Raw genomic sequence first — 19,133 nt, forward strand, 5'->3', positions numbered from 1 at the left:
ACTTATACCTATTTTTTTAATTCTTGCTAGCGCAATGCTTGGGGCGAAAAAGCAATTGCGTTGACTAATTGAAAGTCAACGCGATCACACTATCAAACCAAACACTATGTTAGCACCAAATATCTGCGGTTATGCTGGCGAACAAATTTTCGATAAGCAGTTGAAAGCTGCCAAATTACCAAAAGTTAAACTTGATTCTTTACAATTAATTAAAATTGCTCAATCTTCATCTATCGGGCAAGAACGAATTAGTTATGCTATGCCCTACTTGCTATCTGAGTACGGCAAACAATGGGGTAAGAAATTCATAATCGACTGGCAGGATGTCCCAGCTTCAGTAATTCTGGATTACGTTTATGGAGTTGACCAACTGTTTACTTTTCGCGGTTGGACAATTGGCATTGATGTTACGGTTAATCCAGATGCGATCGCAGACAAAAGTGACAAGTTAAAAAGATTAAAACTACTTTTGTCGGCTATTGGGATTGATTTTAGTGCGATCGCATTAATCAGCAAAACCTGTACTACTGAAGAAACCACCGCTGCACTACGTTTGATAATTAAGGGCGCTACTGTTGTTGAACTATAACTAAGCCTTAATAGCAAACTCAAAGTATCATTTGCTGAGTAACTCGTCCTAATGGCGGGGAAGAAAAACAAATTTAAGCCACCCCAAAAATAATTGTGCTAAAACTGCAAGCTACTTGCAGGGTTGTTTTTTTCATGATGCTACGCATCACAAAAGTGAAATTTATTACCGAACAATGCTGCAATTAAATTTATTCGATGTCCCCAGTCGTACTATTTCTAATAATACAAAACAGCTTATCCTAAAACTCGATCCAGTCCTGCCGAAAGCCAAATTAATAACTAGTGTTGGATTAGCGATTTCCCAATTGATTGTCCAAGGGCAACAAATTAGTCCTCAAAAACTTTCACAAATAATGACTGCTGCCTTTGGCGGTACGGATGCTGAAGGCAATTGGCAATGGAAAGAAGCCTACGAAGCGATGGAAGTTGGCTTAATAATTTATTTGCGCCAGTATGCACGGAATTTCTTACAGGAGTCACCAAAGTTTGTATTACAGCATTTATTGGGTATTCAGGCTTTATTACCAACGCAAACAAAGCGATCGCTTGACCAAATATCGCTTCAACAATTTAGTACACCAATCTCTTTAGCTTATTGTGTCGCTAGAGCAGCCCAAATTAGAGCAGAAGATGTAGTTTTAGAACCTAGTGCTGGAACAGGATTATTAGCAGTTTGGGCAGAACTTGCTGGAGCAAAACTTATTCTCAACGAACTCCACCAAGTCCGCCGAGAATTATTGGTTGAACTATTTCCAGGCATTAAAGCTAGCAAACACAATGCCGAGCAAATTAACGATCTCCTAGAGCGCAATTTATCGCCGTCAGTTGTAATAATGAATCCGCCTTTTAGCGCTTCCCCTAACAGCGATCGCCGCAATCCTTTTGCAACTCTAAAGCACGTTAAATCAGCTTTAATGCGATTGTGTCCTGGTGGTCGATTAGTGGCAATTACTGCTAATTGGTTTAGCCCAACCAATCATCATTGGCAGGATTTATTCACAAATCACTTAGAAAAGTACGGCACGGTAGAATTTTCGTGCGGGATTGAAGGATCAGCTTGGCATAAACATGGTGTTGGGATTGAAACTAGGATTACGGTAATCGACCGGATTCCTAATAATGGTAGACAAATAATCATTGACGAATGCTTAGAATTGCCTCAATTATTAGAGGAAATTTCCAAGCTACCACCTAGAAGTGTAAAAGTTGCAAAACAAATTTTAGCACCAGCTAAGGTAATATCAGCAACGCCGAATACGCTAGACCGAGCCGTACAGCTAACTTTTGCTAAAACCACAGCAGTTGTTGCGCCAGAACTAATTCCCGCAAATTCTGGAGAAATTATTGACCTGGAGTACGAAGTAGTTGATTGGGATAGAAACACTTTATCATTAAGTTCAGGGATTTACGAAGCCTACGAGCCACAAACCATCCGTGTTCTGGGCGCAAGTTCTCATATTACGCCCCTGGTGCAATCGGCGGCAATGGCTTCGGTAGCTCCTCCAAAACCTACCTATCGACCAAAGTTACCGCAAAGACTAATCACCGAAGGTATCCTTTCTGATGCTCAACTAGAATCTATTATCTACGCGGGTAACGCTCACGAGCAATTCCTTTCTTCTTGGTACAAAGTTGACGAGTCTTTGGATCGAGTAGAACGCTCTGCGGAGGGGGAACCTGGGGCTGTTCAATTTCGCCAGGGGTACTTTATTGGCGATGGTACAGGAGTTGGTAAAGGGCGACAATGCTGCGGTATTTTACTCGACCAATGGCTGCGCGGGGAAAAGAAAGCTGTTTGGTTTTCTAAATCCAGCAAGCTTTTAGAAGATGCTCGGCGTGACTGGTGTGCTTTAGGCGGCAGCGAACACGATCTTATTCCTTTGTCTAAGTTTAATCAGGGTGAAGCAATAAATTTAACTCAAGGGATTATTTTCAGTACCTATGCAACTCTCCGAACCGAAGCAAAGCAAAGTAAGATTTCACGAGTCGAGCAGCTTGTAAATTGGTTGGGTAATAACTTTGACGGATTAGTTATCTTTGACGAATCCCACGCAATGGCTAACGCCCTTACTGAAAAAGGCGGTCGCGGTGATACGAAAGCCTCAATGCAAGGTATCTCTGGCTTGCGCCTCCAAAGAGCTTTGCCCCAAGCACGAGTGCTTTACTTGAGCGCAACTGGTGCTACGGCTCTTGCCAACTTGGGTTATTTAGACAGGTTAGGTTTATGGGGAGGGGGAGACACTTCATTTAAGAACCGCGAAGACTTTATTAGCAGCGTGGCAACTGGTGGAGTTGCCGCTCTTGAAGTTGTTGCTCGTGACCTTAAAGCTTTGGGACTATATACTGCCCGGAGCCTCTCTTATGATGGAGTCGAGTATGAAGTGCTGGAACACCAACTGTCTGAGGCGCAAGTTGATATTTATGACCGTTACGCTGAGGCTTATCAAATTATTCACGCCAATATTGAGGCAGCAATGGAAGCCACTAATATTGTTTCCCCTGTCGGTAAAACTCGAAATTCTAACGCCAAGTCAGCCGCTTATTCTGCCTTCGAGTCTACTAAGCAACGATTCTTTAACCACCTGCTAATTTCAATGAAATGCCCAACTCTGATTAAGTCCGTTGAAAAGGATTTGGAAGCTGGTCACGCTATCGTTATTCAGCTTGTCTCTACTGACGAGGCGCTATTAGACCGAAGACTAGCAGAAATTCCAGCTTCGCAGCACAACGATATCCAAGTGGATGTTACGCCTAGGGAGTACCTGTTTGACTACCTGATGAAAGCTTTTCCGGTATTGCTGCATCGAGTTTGGACAGACGGAGAAGGTGTAGAGCATTCCGAGCCAGCTAAAGACATTGATGGCAATCCAGTCTTCTGCGTTGAAGCGATCGCGCAAAGAGACGAATTGATTGAGTCTTTAGCTTTATTGCCGCCAATTCCATCGGCTTTAGACCAAATTGTGCAGCACTTTGGTTACGAACAAGTAGCAGAATGTACTGGGCGAAGCAAGCGGATCGTCAGGGAAATTACAAGTAATAGCGACAAGCTTGTAGTTCAAAAGCGTAGCACTAATGCAAATTTAGCTGAAGCGCAAGCCTTCCAAAACGACCAAAAGCAGATTCTAATTTTCTCCCAAGCTGGCGGTACGGGACGCTCTTATCACGCTGATAAGAGTGCCAAAAATCAAAGATTGAGAAAACATTACTTGTTGGAATCTGGTTGGAGAGCCGACGAAGCTGTCCAAGGCTTAGGACGTACTAATCGCAGCAACCAAAAGCAACCTCCGGTATTTGTGGTTGTCTCCACCGATGTTAAGGGCGAAAAACGGTTCACTAGCACCATTTCTCGGCGGTTGGATTCTCTTGGAGCTTTAACTAAAGGTCAAAGGCAAACTGGAGGTCAAGGGTTATTTAAAGAGGAAGATAACCTAGAAAGCGATTATGCGAAGGCTTCCTTGCGCCAATTATATGCTGCTATCTATCGCGGTCAAATTGAGGGCTTTAGTTTAGGAAAATTTCTGGCTGTAACAGGTTTAAAGCTAGTAACGGAGGAAGGCACTCTTAAGGAAGATTTACCCCCAATTACCCAGTTTCTCAATCGCTGTCTGGCAATGCCCATTGCCGACCAAAAGCGCCTCTTTGAGGAATTGGAAGTGCGAATCGAGTCTAGAATTGAGCAAGCGATTAGTGCTGGAGTCTATGAGGTTGGCGTTGAAACATTGCGTTCAGAGGGCTTTCGCGTTCTGGAGCGTACTGTTATTTATCAGCATCCTCGCACTGAAGCTTTAAGTCACGCCGTCAAAATTGAGCAGAAACAGAGAACTAAGATTACCTTAGTCAATACTGCCATCGAAAAAGCTAGGCTTTATAATGGGCAATTGTGCATCAACGAAAAATCTGGCGGTGTTGCAGTAGTTACCGCTACCAGCACCTTGATTGGAGATGATGGCGAGAATATATCTCGCGTTAACTTATTACGACCCCTAGGAAATAGCAAGTTAACAATGCAGGATTTCCATGATTCAACATGGAGAAATTTATCAATGGATAAATTTACTTCAGCTTGGAATCAGGAGCTTCAGGATCTTCCAGAGTTTACCTACAGCAATTTCTATTTGGTAACGGGGTTACTATTGCCAATTTGGAAGAAGCTAGACACTACTCTGATGCGGGTGTATCGACTACAAACCGATGATGGTGAGCAATTACTTGGACGGGTTCTCAATACCGCTAGTATGTCCAAACTTGCCTCTCAATTTGGAATCAAGTGTTCGATGAGTGATCGGGAGATTTATCAGTCACTCATCGAACATAAGCAAAAGGTTAATTTAACAGAGAATCTAACTTTAGTTAACAGTCTAGTTGCGGGGGAACATAGAATTGAAATAATTGGTTTTCAAGGAAAAAGCGAACTTGACTTCCTTAAGTCTTTAGGAGCTTTTGGCGAAATCATTCAGTGGAAGGCAAGGGCTTTTATTCCAACTAAAGCTGAAGTTGCCTTAGAAGTTATCAAGAAGATTCGTGCAATTCACTAGAAAAATTAGTAAGCGATTGCAAAACATTCTTACAATTCATTAAAACACTGGGAATGCAATGGAGTAAATAACACCTTCCTTGCAACAAGAGGATTGCGCGGCGACCTTCCTCTTGTTGCTACACAAAAGTTAACGTGATTAATTAGATAATAGTGGAGAAATAATTATGTCTGTCGAACAATCAGCAAAGAAACTTGAAACAATTTTGAGAAACGGTGCTAGTTGCCCTACAGCCGAAGTCTGCATCGTTTCTAACAATGAAGTTGATCGAAATCAACCTGGTTATTTCGTTGGTATTTCAGCAAGTAACTCAATTGAAATAGACAAAATTCAAGCGGTAATGGTGATGGCTGGAGCCAAGTTTGAAAAATGGCACAAAGACCAGTCTGGCGAATTAATGATTTACTTTGTACCTGCTGCAAAAACTGTCTGATTTGTGCCTTGCTGTTGTAATAGGTTACGTTGTAATATTTACCGCGATACTTTAACCTTGATTTCCGATTAAGGTTAAAGTATCACCTATCAGGAGAGAACGGGATGCTTGGGCAAATATTTGTTCTTGCCATTTTTGCCAAGTTGTTCGATGAATGAAGAAGGAGATTTTGTCTGATGAACATCAATAACATTGAAAAACTAAGTACAGACGAGTTGGTTGAAAAATTTAAAGAAGCAACTCGCCAGGGAAAACCACCACAAGAACTTGTTACTGAAATGAAAAAGCGACCAAATATTGCGTTTCTTAATCCTACAAGAAATGCGGAAGAAACTATGGCTGTTGTCCGCGCGGCTATTGAAAAATTAGAAAAGGGCGATCGCTAAATTTAAAAATGACTAATTCTGTACCATGCCTGCTCGGTAATGCCAACGATAATTGGGAAGTTGGCTTCATTGATGGTCAGCTTTTGCCGCACGGAGGATCTCATGAACTAATCCTAGCAGTTACAGATGGTCACGAAGGAAAGATTAGGGAAGCTTTGCACGAAGAAAGTAACCTAGAAAAAAGACAAAAACTCGCTCGGATTATTTGTCGAATAGCTCCGATAATTGGTCGTAACCGTTAAAAATCAACTATTTTTTTTAATCGACGTTCTCCAACCATTTTTTACCAACAAGCGAGTAAAACTTGCTACGCAGTAATTGAAGTGAAAATTAATGCAGAAAAACCATGCTCTACATTCCAAACAAGTCTGATCTTATAAACTCTGTTACCGTAGCACTAACTGATGCAGGCGCTACAAAAATCTCTACTGAAAAGATTAAGATACCAGTCGGAGATGATCTTGCCTATCCAGATAATTTAGTTGCAGTAAAGTTTGACTGGCAAGGCGACGACATTCCAGAAAAGTTAGTTGCCGAAGCAATCAAAAGCATTCAAACTATCCACAGAACTAGCCCGTTCCCAGCCGAGGTCGTTCCTATGCTGTCCATAAATTCGGGCTATTTTCCCGAACTACAAGCCTCGATCATTCTCAATAATTTAGAAAGTTTTCTCTCCAGAGAAGTGGATTACCCAGACTGGGTTCAATATTATCAGTTCGGTACATAACGCCTAATAGCCTGGTGTAGAATATTCTACGGCAGGCTATTTTTTTCTAGAAATAACCAAGCTCGGCATCAAAGGGCAGCGATGAGACTTCCTCGTTGTTCCGCCTATCCTGCTTCTGTTGTTTGAGATTTTTGGCATAATTACGCGCCCTACTAGCACGACTATCCATTAACCATTGTCCATGATTTATGCCCTCTGCCGCATCTCGCTCTGAAACACTATTGTAATTATCAACTTCAATCATTTTGCGACGGCTTTGCCTCATCCAATAATCAAAACTACCTGGTGCATCTAGAAAATTATTATCCTTGAGCGTCCCATCTGGATTAAAATATTTTTTTTCTTCTTCCGTGAAGAAGTCGTATGCTGTATAATTTATCCAAGGTTCGGGGTTAGTCTCATCCAGTCTTTTGAGTTCTTCAAATTTACTCGTAAATCTAGTTTCCCAATCATCAATATCAGCTTCAGTCCAACCCAGGTCTAACTTACTTTGTCTAAGTTCTGGTCGGAGTTTGCCAGAAGGAAGACACATAGATTTCTTACTATTAATCCAGCGTTTAGCTCTTGTGCCTAGTTCTTTAGTAACTGACTCTTCCATATAACTAATTGCTTGCTATGACACTAACATTTAAACATTTTGACACCAGATTAAACCAGTGGCTCCACTCTGATAATAACACGGCAAATTCTGAGTCATTAATTAAGGAGGAACTAGACAACACCCTCCTAGAATTTTTTCTACCAGACAAACAATTTTCTTTTGGACAAATAGACCAGTACAGTAAACCAGATGACCTCAAAAATCACCCAGACGGACATAAACTACTTTTAGCTTCTGGCGATCGCCTAGTATATGGTAGCGAAGAATGTCAAGAAGTAATAGATAAGCTTTGTCCTGACCGCAAAGACCGAGGAGCCTATGGATCTATTTTTTTAGGTAGTTGCAACAATGCCATCAACGAAAAGCTAAACATTCTGATTGTAGATGATAAAACTGGAGATAACGGCGGCATTGTTGATACAGATCAAGCTAAGAGACTAACAGGTGACTGCTACGGGCAAATAGATTCAAAATTGTATGACTTACTAACGGAACGCGAACTTGGCTCAGAGAAAGCTTACGCTGTAGTTCAACACCGTTTTGGCTGGCGAGAGGGGGATGGGCAAGACTCAACATTCCGTTTTGGTAAAGGTACTCTTAGACCTCATGAATTAGGAGAACTAAATTACACCAACGCCGATAAACCTCAAATCGACCTAATCATTCCCCTCAGTAGTTTTAAAGGCACTGATAAAGACAACCCCAAAGGGGCTACTAAACCTCAAATCCAACCGGGTTTGTACAATCAAACTATTTGGATTGGCGAAAAATCTCAATCTCAACAGGGTAAAACTGCGGTTTCTCAGCTTCTTGCTTCTTTCCCCCAGGGCTTAAAAGACTTTATAGAAATTGTTGAAGCCCAAGCCAAAGAATTAGCAGAATCCTTAGACGATCCAAGGCTCGTTGCTCAACTATACTGCAAAAGCTATGAAAAGCGAATTGCAGATATTGCAGAGCGCAAAAATGAAGAAAATATTGATATAGAAAGTTTAAAAGAAGGTGAGGAAGACAGGAGTACCGAAGCAGAAATTTCGGGAATGTACAAAATAATCAAAGCAGATGTTGAATCGGGTCATTATCAGCTATTAGAAACCGAAAAGGTAAAACAAGAACTTAGCCGTTTTGTTCAAAAACAGTGGAAAGAGATAGCAACCGGACGCAGCTTGACTTTTGACCGGGGCATGATTATTCCGTCAAAAGATTTAGTCAACGGAGAAATTTGCGTTCCTTGGCTAGGCCCAGATGAGGAAGTTTTGAACTTTCGTTCGCCCTTCTTAAACTCCAATGGGCTATGCGTATCAACTAATAAAATTGTTGAGGACTGCAAAGGTCCTGATGGTCAAAAGCTAGAAGGTGTAATCGTCGTCAATGATGAAGATTACGAACGAATGCGCGATCGCTTATTAGGTAAAGGTATTTCCTTAGAAGCAATCCCTAATGAAACTGAATCGGAACGCCAAGCTCGTGACTTTGACGGCGATTGCATTGGAGTTGAATTAGCTTCCGAGTATCCCAACCTTACCCGTGAAGCAGAGTATCGTAACCAAAAAGAAAATGCCTACAACCCAACCGTAAAACAGCAAAAGCAATCCTTCTGCGAGAAAGACGGTACTCAAAAAGACTTTGAGGAAATCGCCTTATACATGACTGGGGGCAACGTAGGAACCATCAACAACCAAGTTACAGCCCTAGAAGCTCTAGAATCAGAAATTGAAGTATTAAAAACCTATGGGACTCCCGAACAACAAAGTTCGTATGTAGGACAAGTTGCCGAACATTATCAAAAATTATTTTACTTAGAAAGAAAAGAAGCTGACCCCCAGCCTATACGACCGGAATACAAAACGCAAATGGCGGAATTTGTTAAGTTAGCAAAGACTAACAATCCTGAAAATACTCTTAAAGCGATGGCTGTTAATCGTAATATTTACCGCAATTTAATTGAGGAGGGTTGTTTTCAAAACCAAATAGCAGTAGATATGATGAAAAGCTCCAAAGCTCCTGACATGGATTTAGTTAATGAAAACCGCCGCTACTTGTACCGAAAAGTTAACTACATCAAAGATAAAAAAGATGCCCAAGCTTACCTAGAGCAACCGATTAACCCTACGGGTAATTCTCCCGTAGAACTGCTAATTTCTCAAACCAACAAGTATTTTGAGGGTTCGCAACTGGAATCAAGAATGGCTGTCCAGTTTGCTAACCTGTTTAAGGAAGTGGACTTTAGCGCCCAAGAGAAGAATGCAGCTATTGTCGTCAAACACGAGTACGACCAAAAAACTATACAAGCAATCGAATTAAATAACCGATTAAAAACTGATCCAGGTCCATCCTTAAAAGTCGTTACCGAGACAGGCAAAAGTTTGGAAATTACAAATATTGCTAAATACGGTCATCCCCTGGCACTCAGAGGCAAAAATATTGATCTTAAATTGCAAGAAGCCCCTGACCACTCCCCTAGAATCCTAGCAGTGGCGCAAATTGATTCAGAGATGGAGCAAGGCAAACCCAAGTACCGAGAACTTGGAACCGTTGCTAGGCAGGACGTAATAACCCATCAGTTGAAAGCGGGAATGGTGACGAAGGGAGAAGTCGCAGAAATAGTCCCAGAAATTCAAAGTGGACAGGTAGACTTACTCTTTACCCAAGCTAAAGAAATTGCAACTAATTTTTATGAATCTATTCCTGAAGCGAAGCGCCTTTCTGCCGCTGCTGCCGCTTGGAGTATTTCGACCACCCGTGAAAACGAAGACGTAACACCAAATGACTCAAAAAAGGTATCGAGCTTTGTATTCGTAGCCTTTAGCCATGAAATAGCATCCCGCCTTGATACTTTGCAGCTTGATAGGTTTGTTGTGTCTGGAATTAATCAAGGGGATTCGCCTTTATCTGGAAATCAATGGTCAAACGAACAAAAATATCCCATTGAAATAGTCAAAACGGGCGATCCTAAGTTCTCTAGAGCCATAACTATCACTGATCCTAGTTCTGGGTATCAAGGGATGGCAGCTATAGAAAATCGAGCTTCCTTGCTACCGTTAAATACTACTGGTTTAGCTGTTGTAGCCTCCGATAGTTCAGCGACAATTACTGCCACCGTAGCGACTGAGGGTAGACCACCCGTAGAATTTACTATTCGAGAAATTGGTAAATTTGATTACTCAGGTCAAGCATTCCAAGGGCAGGAAGCCAAATTAACTATTGGTAGTTCTTTAGTCCCCGATGGCAATGTCAAAGTCAAGTTGGACGGCAAAATATTAGGAGAATTAGATCCAGATTCTGCCCGCCAGCTAAAAGGAAAGGATTATCTGGAGGAAGGTAATTTTTTAAAACTCAAGCTAAAATCTTTTAATGTTAGTAGTGAACAAGGAGCTTTTATTATTGGTGAATCACCCAGGGGAAATTTATTAAAAATAAACAAAGTAAATCATTACGAGTTTGCGAATAAAGATTTGAGTAATAGTAAGTTCAAAATTCTTAACTTAAGCATTCCTCAAGCTAAAAGAAAAGATGCAGTGTTTTTGGATGATAAGTTACTAGGCGTACTGCATTTTAATAAAGACAAAGAAGCTTTAAAAAGCATAGGTTTACTACAGCCAGGTAAGCTTGTAGAAGGAACTTATAAGCTAGAAAGCAATTTTACCACTGCCACCATAACAGTAGATACTACTACTATAAAATACCCCGAAGTTTGGGTGAAACAGGAAAGTAACGTAGAGAAAACCATTGACGCAACTCCATCTATAAATGAGATTATTGGAGCAAAAATTAAAGAGCGTCCTACTCTATTAGTTGAGTCAAAGGACAGCAAAACTTTAGGAATAGCTGCCGATAAAAACAAATTTGGAGCAATAGAGGAGTGGTTAAAAACCTCTAATATAAAGTTTACGATTACTCCACCTAAAGAGGCTGCGAGAGAATCTGTAAAAGGTATGGTTGTTTATAATTTAGCTACAGAAACGATCGCGCCCAAGGTTTTAACAAATCTCGAAGCTAAGTTTGGTAAGCCATTAAACACAGTAGATTATGACAAACGACTTGATTTTGTTCCAACCCTTCCAGCCAAAAAAGATATTGCTCAAAAGGGTTTAAGCAATTCACGACTTGAAAAACAAACCTCAGCTAGTGCTTCCGCCTCCTCCACCGCAAATATTGATAGTAATGGCGATCGCATTCTCCCCCATCAATCTGCCGCACCCCCAGCTAGTGTTACTTCTCAGTCTCCCAAGGTAGTACGAGATCAGTGGGAAAAGAATCTAATTGAGACAGCAATGCAATCTCTGAAAAAAAGTGCTAATCAAACCGATAATTTGTTAAAAAAGGCTCCTTTAGGCATAAATCATACTATCATTTATGACATAGCAGAAAAGCAATTATCTATTGCTAATAACACTTCAGGACAAGTTATTTATCAAGCTATAAATGGACAATCTGCAAATATTAACAAGCTATCTGAGCAGCAAAAACAATATTATCAAAATCTTAATGTTAAAAATTCTAAACTTACAAGTAAAGCAGCAGAAAAAAATGAAATTTCTTGAATAAGTAAACTTGATAAGTGTATACTAAAATAAACGGTTAAGCCTCTTGTGTGACTCGTAAGGGAGTAGCAAGTTCCGAGTTAAAAATCGCTGCAATTAAGTTAAACCGTAAGATAAAACAATTTAGCAATTCAAACATATAAATATACTGAATATTTGAGGAAATAAAATGCCCAATCAAAAGATTAAAACTACTCCAGTCGCTAGTATCTTGGTTGGGGTTTTGTAGGAGTGTTTACGTTTTTAAACCAATCCCCGCCATCAGCAGAGCAATACGCAAACGAGCGTTTTTTCTACCACTGCCTTTTTACCATTGTTTGGATTGAACCTAACTGCACCAGATCGTTCTTATCCTCTGTCCATCCAGACTTAATAAAACCACAACTAACATCAAATGACTCTAACTTCTCCCTTGTTTGGGATATCAGAATGTCCCTATGAACGAGGGATTTTCTATAGCTTTTTCTTATAAGCATTTTGTATACTGGATTATAACTACACAACATTCAAATGAACGATGTGCATTCTACGTATAACAAGTAAGATTGAGCAAAAATCGCTATACAATACTGCAAATTTTCGAGTTAGCACTTAGTAAACGAACGTTCAAGTATTTACTGGTTAACATTAGTTTACTTAAGTAGTCCTATAAGAATGAGCATCCGAATATGAGTCTTGCAGGTAAAAGATCTAGTGAAGGTGATGAGTACCAACTCCGCGTTGCTCTACACTGGCTAATTCAGCTTGTGGAAGATAACGCTATTCAGGGTATTCAAGTTAATTCAACAGGTCTACCGCAACAGGATTACTCGGTGACTGTAGACGATGTAGTCGTAATCTACGCGAATGGTCATACCTGTTTTATCCAGGCTAAGAAAAATCAGACTGGGCATGACTCTTGGTCTTTGTCAGATAAAGAATTACAAAAGGAATTATGCAAGGCGCGAGATCAACTAGAGACTACGAAAGACTCAGAAGTTAAGTTTTACTCTCGCTCCCCTTTCGGCGAGTTGAAAGCCTTAGTCGAGAATTGTAAGAAGTTTCCTGATTACTCAGCATTTGTGAGGGATGCACCTAAAAATCAAATTGAATCCTTGAAGCGGCTTTCAAAAATTTTGGAGCGCTCGGAACAGCAAACATACATATTATTGCCGAGACTTGGCTTTGGTCCAACCTTTGAATTTGAGGATTGGGACCACCAGAATAGTGCAGATCTAGATCGACTCGTACCGCGAGCAGATTTTGCTATGCCCATACTGGAACGCTACCTAAGTAGCCACGAAACTAATCTAAGGGATTCAAGATATGTCATTACTCGTACAGATGTACTAAGTAAACTAGCTGAACACGGATTAAGCCCAACACCTAAGCTCAACGAGACAGAAATTTTGGAAGCTTTCACCGCAGCCTCAAGCATCGGTCGCAACTGGTTACGTCAAATAGCTGGCACATCAATATCACGCGTTGAGCTGCCCCACCTTATCAAACTAATCGAGCAGGGCAGCAGCACAATTCTCCTCACTGACCGCCCTGGTAGCGGTAAGACCTGCTTACTATTAGACCTAGCAGATAATATCGAGCAATCATCTCTTTGGGGTTTGTTGTTTATTAAAGGCGACCAGTTCGCTAACGTGAACACTGAGCAGGAGTTGTCAGAAAGAGGCTTGCCAAAGGATATTGTTGGTCAATGCGCTCGCCTAGCAGGTTTTCGCCGTGTTGTTGTAGTGATTGACTCTCTCGATGTTCTATCCCTAAGTCGTCAGCACAGCACTATCAGGGTTTTTTTAGGATTAATGGATCGATTGGAAAGGGTTGAAAACGTAACAGTTATTGCCGCCTGCCGTAAATTTGACTTGGAGTACGACCCCTTGCTCAGGAGCCGCTCATGGAACCACACAGTTAATTTACAGCTACTCGATTTTGAAAGTGTAGTTAAACCTTTTCTGCTTCAGTGGGGAGTAAACCTCTCCAGCATTAGCCCTGAACTCCAGGCATTGTTACAATTACCTCAGAATCTACGGATTTATGAAAAACTGGTAAAGCTTGGTACTACATCTCAGCCTGCAACAGCCTACGAACTTTACAACATCTTTCTTGAGGAAGTAGTAGCTAAAAACCCACAGCTTGGAGACAAAGCTCTGGTTGCCTTGCAAAACATGGCTGAACATTTAATACAGCAGAGAAGCCAATATTACCCCAAGGTAGCTTCTGGGGTTGGTGAGGATGTTGTGAGGCAGCTTATTAGTCAGGAAGTGCTATGGGAACCCTCCAATGGTGTTCTGGCATTTAGTCACCAAACTTTAGCAGACTGCCTCATTGTACGAGCTACTTTGGCTCAAAAAAGAACATTGGAGCAATTTATTCTTAAGCATCCCCAACTTCCCTTTATCCGTCCTGCGGTTCGGGCATTTTTCTTCTTTCTACACGCTAGTCAACCAAAAATATTCAGGCAACAGGTGTGGCGAGTTTTGTCCCATGATGAGATTGCATACCACGTCAAACGTCTTATTTGCGAATCCTTTGCCGAGATTGTACCTGTAGAGGAAGACTGGCGGTTGCTGCATAGGATTTTTCAGGAGTACCCCGATTTATTCAGACGGCTACTATGGCGAGTGGAGGGCAATGCCTGGTTTAATATCCTCACACAGCATTGGTTATTAGAGGCAAAAGTAGCACAAGACCGGGAGACCTGGTTGTTTCAGTTTATCCAGTGCTTGCAAGTTTGGATGAACCAATACCCTGTAGATGTGGTGAAATTGTGGAAAGAGGCAATTGATTCAAACTGGGCAAGCAAGCCAAATGTTATTAGAGTAATTTGCTCTGCGTTAACCAACTTTAGAGTATGGGATGCTGAAGGGGTACGACAGCTCTTAGAAGTCCTAATTAAGGAGTCTAGCACTAACTTGGACTTTGGCGATGTTCTCAGTAGATGGGTGCAAGCTACTAATTCTGGAGACGATCTACTGTGGAGCTACATTACTAGAAATGTTTTACCTGAAGATGTGCGTCCTTGGGGTTTAGGTGATAAGTTATGCTGTGGACTCTATGCCTTCCATCAGGAAACCTTTTTAGTAGAGCGCATAAGCCAATCTGATGATCTGTTGAATCTAGTAATAAATGGCTTGGAACATTGGAGTGCTGAAAGCGCTGTGGGATTGCACAATATATCGTGGGTATTGAGGCACAGCCAGGGTATACATCCCGTAGACAATCTTACAATATTGCTTGATAGCTTAGAGAAAGGATTAAAGCATCGAGCCAGCTTCAACGATACTTGGTGGCGGAAAAATGAGCCAAAACTGCGTATTACGCAGGAACAAACTATCCGTTACTTCGTAATTCAAGCATACAAAGAAAATATTCAAGCTAACGGACCTGGAATAGAATACCAACTTCAAGATAAGGAGCTTCTCTCATGGAGCCGCCTTAAGTATGAATTAGGGGAACTGATTCTGAAAGCTTATCCACATATTTCAGAGTCAACGTGGATAAATAACCAGTCTTTAATTTTATCATTTTGTTCTGGAGAAGATAGTAACGAGGGCAATTTTGTCGCTTGGGAATTTCAAAGTGTATATGACCTCCTTACCTGGATTCCTTGCAATTATCAATCTTTAGAGACACAAGCTTTTATTGCTAAGTGGCAAGATTATTTTGGATATAGTCGTCCCTCAGCAAATATTTATAGCCAAGGGGGAATAGTAATGCCTCCTCTGTCTCCCGAAGCACTTTTAAAGTTGTCCGATGATGGGCTTTTTAGATTATTACAATATTATGAAAAATATCAAAACTGGAACCCACTTGAAGAAAATCTAGTCGGTGGATTTAGTGAATTTAGAATTGCTTTATGTGACGCTTGCTCCCTACACCCTATACATTTTTTGCTCCTTTTTAATCGCTTCATTGGGGAAGATTTACATCAAGATTATGTACAAGCTATTATCGAAGGTGTAGCAACCCATCTGAGCTATCGGTTTAGCAATGTTAAGCCTGCATATAAATGGGAACCAATATCTCCCCTACCAGATGGTGAAATGCTTGCTGCTAAACTACTAAGCTTGTTAGAGCGCTATTCCCTTATTTGGAAGAATGGTCACACTGCTAGCCAAGCTTTAGAAGCCTGTTGTAATATTTTAGATGATCCTGAATCAGCAGAGCGGTTATCACTTTTACTATTCTGGTTAGTTTGGGATAAAGACCCAAGTGCCGACAAAATTGCGAATAATCAAGCAGATATTGACTTTATTGCTATTAATTCAACACGTGGTGTTGCAGCAAAAAGTGCGATGACTTTATGCAATCGATTGTTAGAAAAAGATCAATCTCTACCTGAACTACTTCCTTTCCTACTGCATCATTTTGCTAGAGATCAAGCAATCGGCATACGGGTTTCCATTCTCTGGCAACTTCCTTTTCTTATACACAAGCGACCTGATTTAGGTTGGCAATTACTAGCCAATGTTTTTCAAGAATCGCAATCTCAACTATGGAAATATGCAGAGCAGTGTTTCTACTACCAATATAAAAATTGTTTCAATCTGGTTGCTCCATATTTAGACCGTCTCTTACATGAAGGAATAGAAGATGCTGGTAGTACGTGGGGTTGTATTTCTACACTAGCTTGCTTGGCAGGTTATATCAATCAACAACAGCTATTCGATAGCTTAACAGAAACCAATAATGTTAATGCGTGGAAGGGTGCTACCGAAGTATTTATTGTTAATCTGGACCAGCACCAACATACAGTAATATGCTATTCCGGATTGATGACCATTCTACGTCAAAAGAGCATAGCGGAGGAAATTATCTGGAAGATTGAACGGTGTTTTGCTCAAAAAAATACTGGGAACCTCATTTCGAGCGATCTTGCATTAGCGTTTCTCGATGCACTACCGGTGTCATCAGAAAGATATGAAATCTACCACTTGTTTGAATGGTTGAGCTACGAAGCAAGCCGTGACCCGTTATCTGCATTAGATGTAACTGAGGTATTAGCTGAAAAACTTGAGGGCAAATTGACTACACAAGCGCTAGGGCGTACACAACCTTTAATTAAAGCATTGAATGAGATATTTCGGGAAGCAGACGAAACCGATGATTTAAATTTAATTCAGCGTGTAATTAAGCTACAAGATCATTTTCTTAAATTAAATATAAACGGAATAGAAGAACTTCTCGCTAAAGCTGGGCAAAACTAAATAGCAAGGCTTATTTAAACATCTTTTGATAATGGATATTAAACAGCGAGTAATGTGAAAAAATGAAACTCTCTTTGAAGTAAACCATCCATATTTTGGGTGCTGCGGTATCAGTTTTAGCTCAGGCTAGAAACTTCACCATACTTCTCCATCTTTGCCTTGGCTTCCCGCCACCTCATATTGATGTAGCCGCTAGAAGCATTAGAGTCCTTAACCTTAACCTCAATCGCGCCCATAACTTTACCCAGGTAATTCTTTGGAAAGTCAAGTACAAAGCCTTGGCGAATAGCTTCAGCATACCATTCGTCGAACTCACGATCTTCTGATGTAGTAGGTTCCTGGGCTATGTTTGGCTCCCACTGCTCCTGGATTGCCCTCAGCAAGCAAGCATCTGGCTTTTGGATGGTATGTTCCGTGCGGTATTGTTTAAAAGCATCAATAGCTTTGAGAACAGCTTCAGGTGAGTGCTGACGAATCTCTTTATTAAGTTTTGGGCTAAGTTTGATACTAGCCTGCTCCAGTGCTACTTCAACTTGAGTGGATGTATTTTGAATAGGTAAGCTGTTCTGTACGGATAAATTAATTACCTTCTCCTTCTGGGAAGCCTGCCAAGAAGCTAACAGTTCTCGATTCTGTTTACGCAGCAAATCCACATCATCTTCTAAATCAACTACCTAACAGCAACCCACCAGTGAGATCCCAATAGCCGAATTCAGCCATGTGCTGTACTTGAAAGTCTTGCCAACCAAGTTGTTTTAGCTCAAGAAAGTTCCAAAAAGCTTTTAGCTTTTCTGCATAAGTTTTAATTGTTCCTATAGCAGAACCGCCTCGTTGCTTAAATCGCAGAAATCCCTCAACCGGCTTAACTAGCTGATAGTTATCGTCTAATAGATGCCATCGAATTAGTTCTGTGCCATTTGGCAATTGCTGTAAAGAATCAAGAATCTTCACTTGAATAATATGAATAAGTTGAAAGGTTTACTAACAATCAACTCTATCACTTCATCTGTTCGTTGTTGTTGTTTTATATGAATAGATTAAGAATGTCTATAAAAGAGGAATAAAGATTTTCTTCCTTTTGATTGAGCATCAGATAACACTTGACTACCTACCAAGGTTTTCCCCGCTCCTGTAGGCGCAAATATCAAAATTCGCTTAAATCCAGCCCGTATCTTCCCGTAAAGATCGCCTACTAAGTAGGTTGGCGCAATTAAACTTACAATAGTTTTCAATTATTGCAAGAGTTTCAGGCAAAGCTATCTTATATTTGATTCAGCCCAACTACTTAATCGTTTTTGATAATATCTTAATACTGGTGTAGACATTATTAATACATCAATATCAGTTACAAATAATTTTTGCTGGAAGTAAATTTACATCTTTGTTAATGTAAGCAATACTATCTTGATATTTTTGCATAGCTTCAGCTAATACCACTTGATAATGCTTAAAACTTATATGTAAATGAGTTTGTTCAAATTCAATGACTTTCAAAGAGAATAAAAGTTGTTCTATAGACTTGTCTTGCGTTGATTGTAATAATTTCAACTGTGAGATTACTTCTAGTTCATGTTGGTAAAGAGAATTAAACTTGTTAGCTACAAGTATATATTCAGATTGGTTATTCATTAAACTGCATAATTCTTTTGTTTTTGCAGCATGACTTACGAGAGTATTTAGTTCTTTGTCTAACAATAATTTTGCTCTGACAATAGTAGCAATACCTACTCGCAATTTCGTTGATATACTTAATTCAAAAAATCTTAATCCATCTAGTTTCCATAGTTTCTCTTTTAAAATAAATTGCCCATCATCTTCTTCGTAAACTAATACTTTAATAAGATCGTCAGAGAGTAATGCTATCGACCCATTAGTCTCTGGCAATAGGATACCCCAACTAGAAGATGTCTCCAACCCCACAATTAAGTTTTGTGATAATCGATGCAGCACTTGTACTTTATAGCTAGAAAACAGAATTTTTCCCAGCCTACCAATCACTGATAAACTAGCCTTAAAAAACGAACTTAATTTGATAGAACTATAACTGGATTTAGCTGCGTTGTTCTGATTAGAATGAATTGCTAGGTCAATAGATGTATTATTCATGGAGATTATAGATAA

13 protein-coding genes are annotated in these 19,133 nt (G+C 40.4%); 8 read left to right on the forward strand and 5 right to left on the reverse strand.

Annotated elements, in window-relative coordinates:
• The first annotated feature begins 106 nt into the window (after positions 1-106).
• The 6 genes from C7B70_RS15260 to C7B70_RS15285 all read left to right on the forward strand — a co-directional run bounded on the left by C7B70_RS15260 (position 107) and on the right by C7B70_RS15285 (position 6,672).
• Positions 107-589 carry a hypothetical protein gene (locus tag C7B70_RS15260; protein ID WP_106369879.1) on the forward strand — a complete coding sequence of 161 codons (483 nt, stop codon included), beginning with the start codon at positions 107-109 and terminating at the stop codon, positions 587-589.
• Between the two features lie 175 nt (positions 590-764).
• Positions 765-5,126 carry a strawberry notch-like NTP hydrolase domain-containing protein gene (locus tag C7B70_RS15265; RefSeq protein WP_199192291.1) on the forward strand — a complete coding sequence of 1,454 codons (4,362 nt, stop codon included), beginning with the start codon at positions 765-767 and terminating at the stop codon, positions 5,124-5,126.
• Positions 5,127-5,292: 166 nt separating this feature from the next.
• Positions 5,293-5,559, forward strand: a complete 267-nt coding sequence (locus C7B70_RS15270; protein ID WP_106369880.1) for a hypothetical protein — start codon at positions 5,293-5,295, stop codon at positions 5,557-5,559.
• 176 nt (positions 5,560-5,735) lie between these two features.
• Positions 5,736-5,945: a hypothetical protein gene (locus C7B70_RS15275; protein ID WP_106369881.1), complete on the forward strand. Its 210-nt coding sequence runs from the start codon at positions 5,736-5,738 to the stop codon at positions 5,943-5,945.
• 8 nt (positions 5,946-5,953) lie between these two features.
• On the forward strand, positions 5,954-6,187 hold the full coding sequence (locus tag C7B70_RS15280) for a hypothetical protein (RefSeq protein ID WP_106369882.1): 234 nt from the start codon (positions 5,954-5,956) through the stop codon (positions 6,185-6,187).
• Between the two features lie 104 nt (positions 6,188-6,291).
• Positions 6,292-6,672, forward strand: a complete 381-nt coding sequence (locus C7B70_RS15285; RefSeq protein ID WP_106369883.1) for a hypothetical protein — start codon at positions 6,292-6,294, stop codon at positions 6,670-6,672.
• Positions 6,673-6,718: 46 nt separating this feature from the next.
• Here the strand turns inward: C7B70_RS15285 and C7B70_RS15290 are convergent, their stop codons facing one another.
• On the reverse strand, positions 6,719-7,270 hold the full coding sequence (locus tag C7B70_RS15290) for a hypothetical protein (protein ID WP_106369884.1): 552 nt from the start codon (positions 7,268-7,270) through the stop codon (positions 6,719-6,721).
• A gap of 17 nt (positions 7,271-7,287) precedes the next feature.
• On the opposite strand from C7B70_RS15290, the gene C7B70_RS15295 reads away from it, so the two are divergent.
• Both C7B70_RS15295 and C7B70_RS15300 read left to right on the forward strand, forming a co-directional pair.
• Positions 7,288-11,814, forward strand: a complete 4,527-nt coding sequence (locus C7B70_RS15295) for a hypothetical protein (RefSeq protein ID WP_106369885.1) — start codon at positions 7,288-7,290, stop codon at positions 11,812-11,814.
• A 668-nt stretch (positions 11,815-12,482) separates the two neighbouring features.
• Entirely contained in the window at positions 12,483-17,012 is a 4,530-nt protein-coding gene (locus C7B70_RS15300; RefSeq protein WP_106369886.1) for an ATP-binding protein, read from the forward strand.
• Between the two features lie 116 nt (positions 17,013-17,128).
• Here C7B70_RS15300 and C7B70_RS15305 read toward each other — a convergent pair whose 3' ends face one another.
• From C7B70_RS15305 to C7B70_RS15320, 4 genes are all read right to left on the reverse strand, one after another.
• Positions 17,129-17,659, reverse strand: coding sequence for a hypothetical protein (locus C7B70_RS15305; RefSeq protein WP_146134068.1), 531 nt, complete (start codon positions 17,657-17,659; stop codon positions 17,129-17,131).
• 19 nt (positions 17,660-17,678) lie between these two features.
• Entirely contained in the window at positions 17,679-17,963 is a 285-nt protein-coding gene (locus C7B70_RS15310; protein ID WP_106369888.1) for a hypothetical protein, read from the reverse strand.
• A gap of 86 nt (positions 17,964-18,049) precedes the next feature.
• Positions 18,050-18,244: a DEAD/DEAH box helicase family protein gene (locus tag C7B70_RS15315; RefSeq protein ID WP_106369889.1), complete on the reverse strand. Its 195-nt coding sequence runs from the start codon at positions 18,242-18,244 to the stop codon at positions 18,050-18,052.
• A gap of 109 nt (positions 18,245-18,353) precedes the next feature.
• Positions 18,354-19,118: a hypothetical protein gene (locus C7B70_RS15320; protein WP_106369890.1), complete on the reverse strand. Its 765-nt coding sequence runs from the start codon at positions 19,116-19,118 to the stop codon at positions 18,354-18,356.
• Positions 19,119-19,133: the final 15 nt, after the last annotated feature.

Source organism: Chlorogloea sp. CCALA 695, from assembly GCF_003003885.1.
Classification (GTDB): Bacteria; Cyanobacteriota; Cyanobacteriia; order Cyanobacteriales; family Chroococcidiopsidaceae; genus Aliterella.

What these genes read in the sequence shown, in the direction of transcription:
- C7B70_RS15290 (WP_106369884.1), bottom strand. Translation starts at nt 7,270, where the DNA reads ATGGAAGAGTCAGTTACTAAAGAACTAGGCACAAGAGCTAAACGCTGG.
- C7B70_RS15260 (WP_106369879.1), top strand. Translation starts at nt 107, where the DNA reads ATGTTAGCACCAAATATCTGCGGTTATGCTGGCGAACAAATTTTCGAT.
- C7B70_RS15320 (WP_106369890.1), bottom strand. Translation starts at nt 19,118, where the DNA reads ATGAATAATACATCTATTGACCTAGCAATTCATTCTAATCAGAACAAC.
- C7B70_RS15295 (WP_106369885.1), top strand. Translation starts at nt 7,288, where the DNA reads ATGACACTAACATTTAAACATTTTGACACCAGATTAAACCAGTGGCTC.
- C7B70_RS15265 (WP_199192291.1), top strand. Translation starts at nt 765, where the DNA reads ATGCTGCAATTAAATTTATTCGATGTCCCCAGTCGTACTATTTCTAAT.
- C7B70_RS15275 (WP_106369881.1), top strand. Translation starts at nt 5,736, where the DNA reads ATGAACATCAATAACATTGAAAAACTAAGTACAGACGAGTTGGTTGAA.
- C7B70_RS15285 (WP_106369883.1), top strand. Translation starts at nt 6,292, where the DNA reads ATGCTCTACATTCCAAACAAGTCTGATCTTATAAACTCTGTTACCGTA.
- C7B70_RS15270 (WP_106369880.1), top strand. Translation starts at nt 5,293, where the DNA reads ATGTCTGTCGAACAATCAGCAAAGAAACTTGAAACAATTTTGAGAAAC.
- C7B70_RS15280 (WP_106369882.1), top strand. Translation starts at nt 5,954, where the DNA reads ATGACTAATTCTGTACCATGCCTGCTCGGTAATGCCAACGATAATTGG.
- C7B70_RS15300 (WP_106369886.1), top strand. Translation starts at nt 12,483, where the DNA reads ATGAGTCTTGCAGGTAAAAGATCTAGTGAAGGTGATGAGTACCAACTC.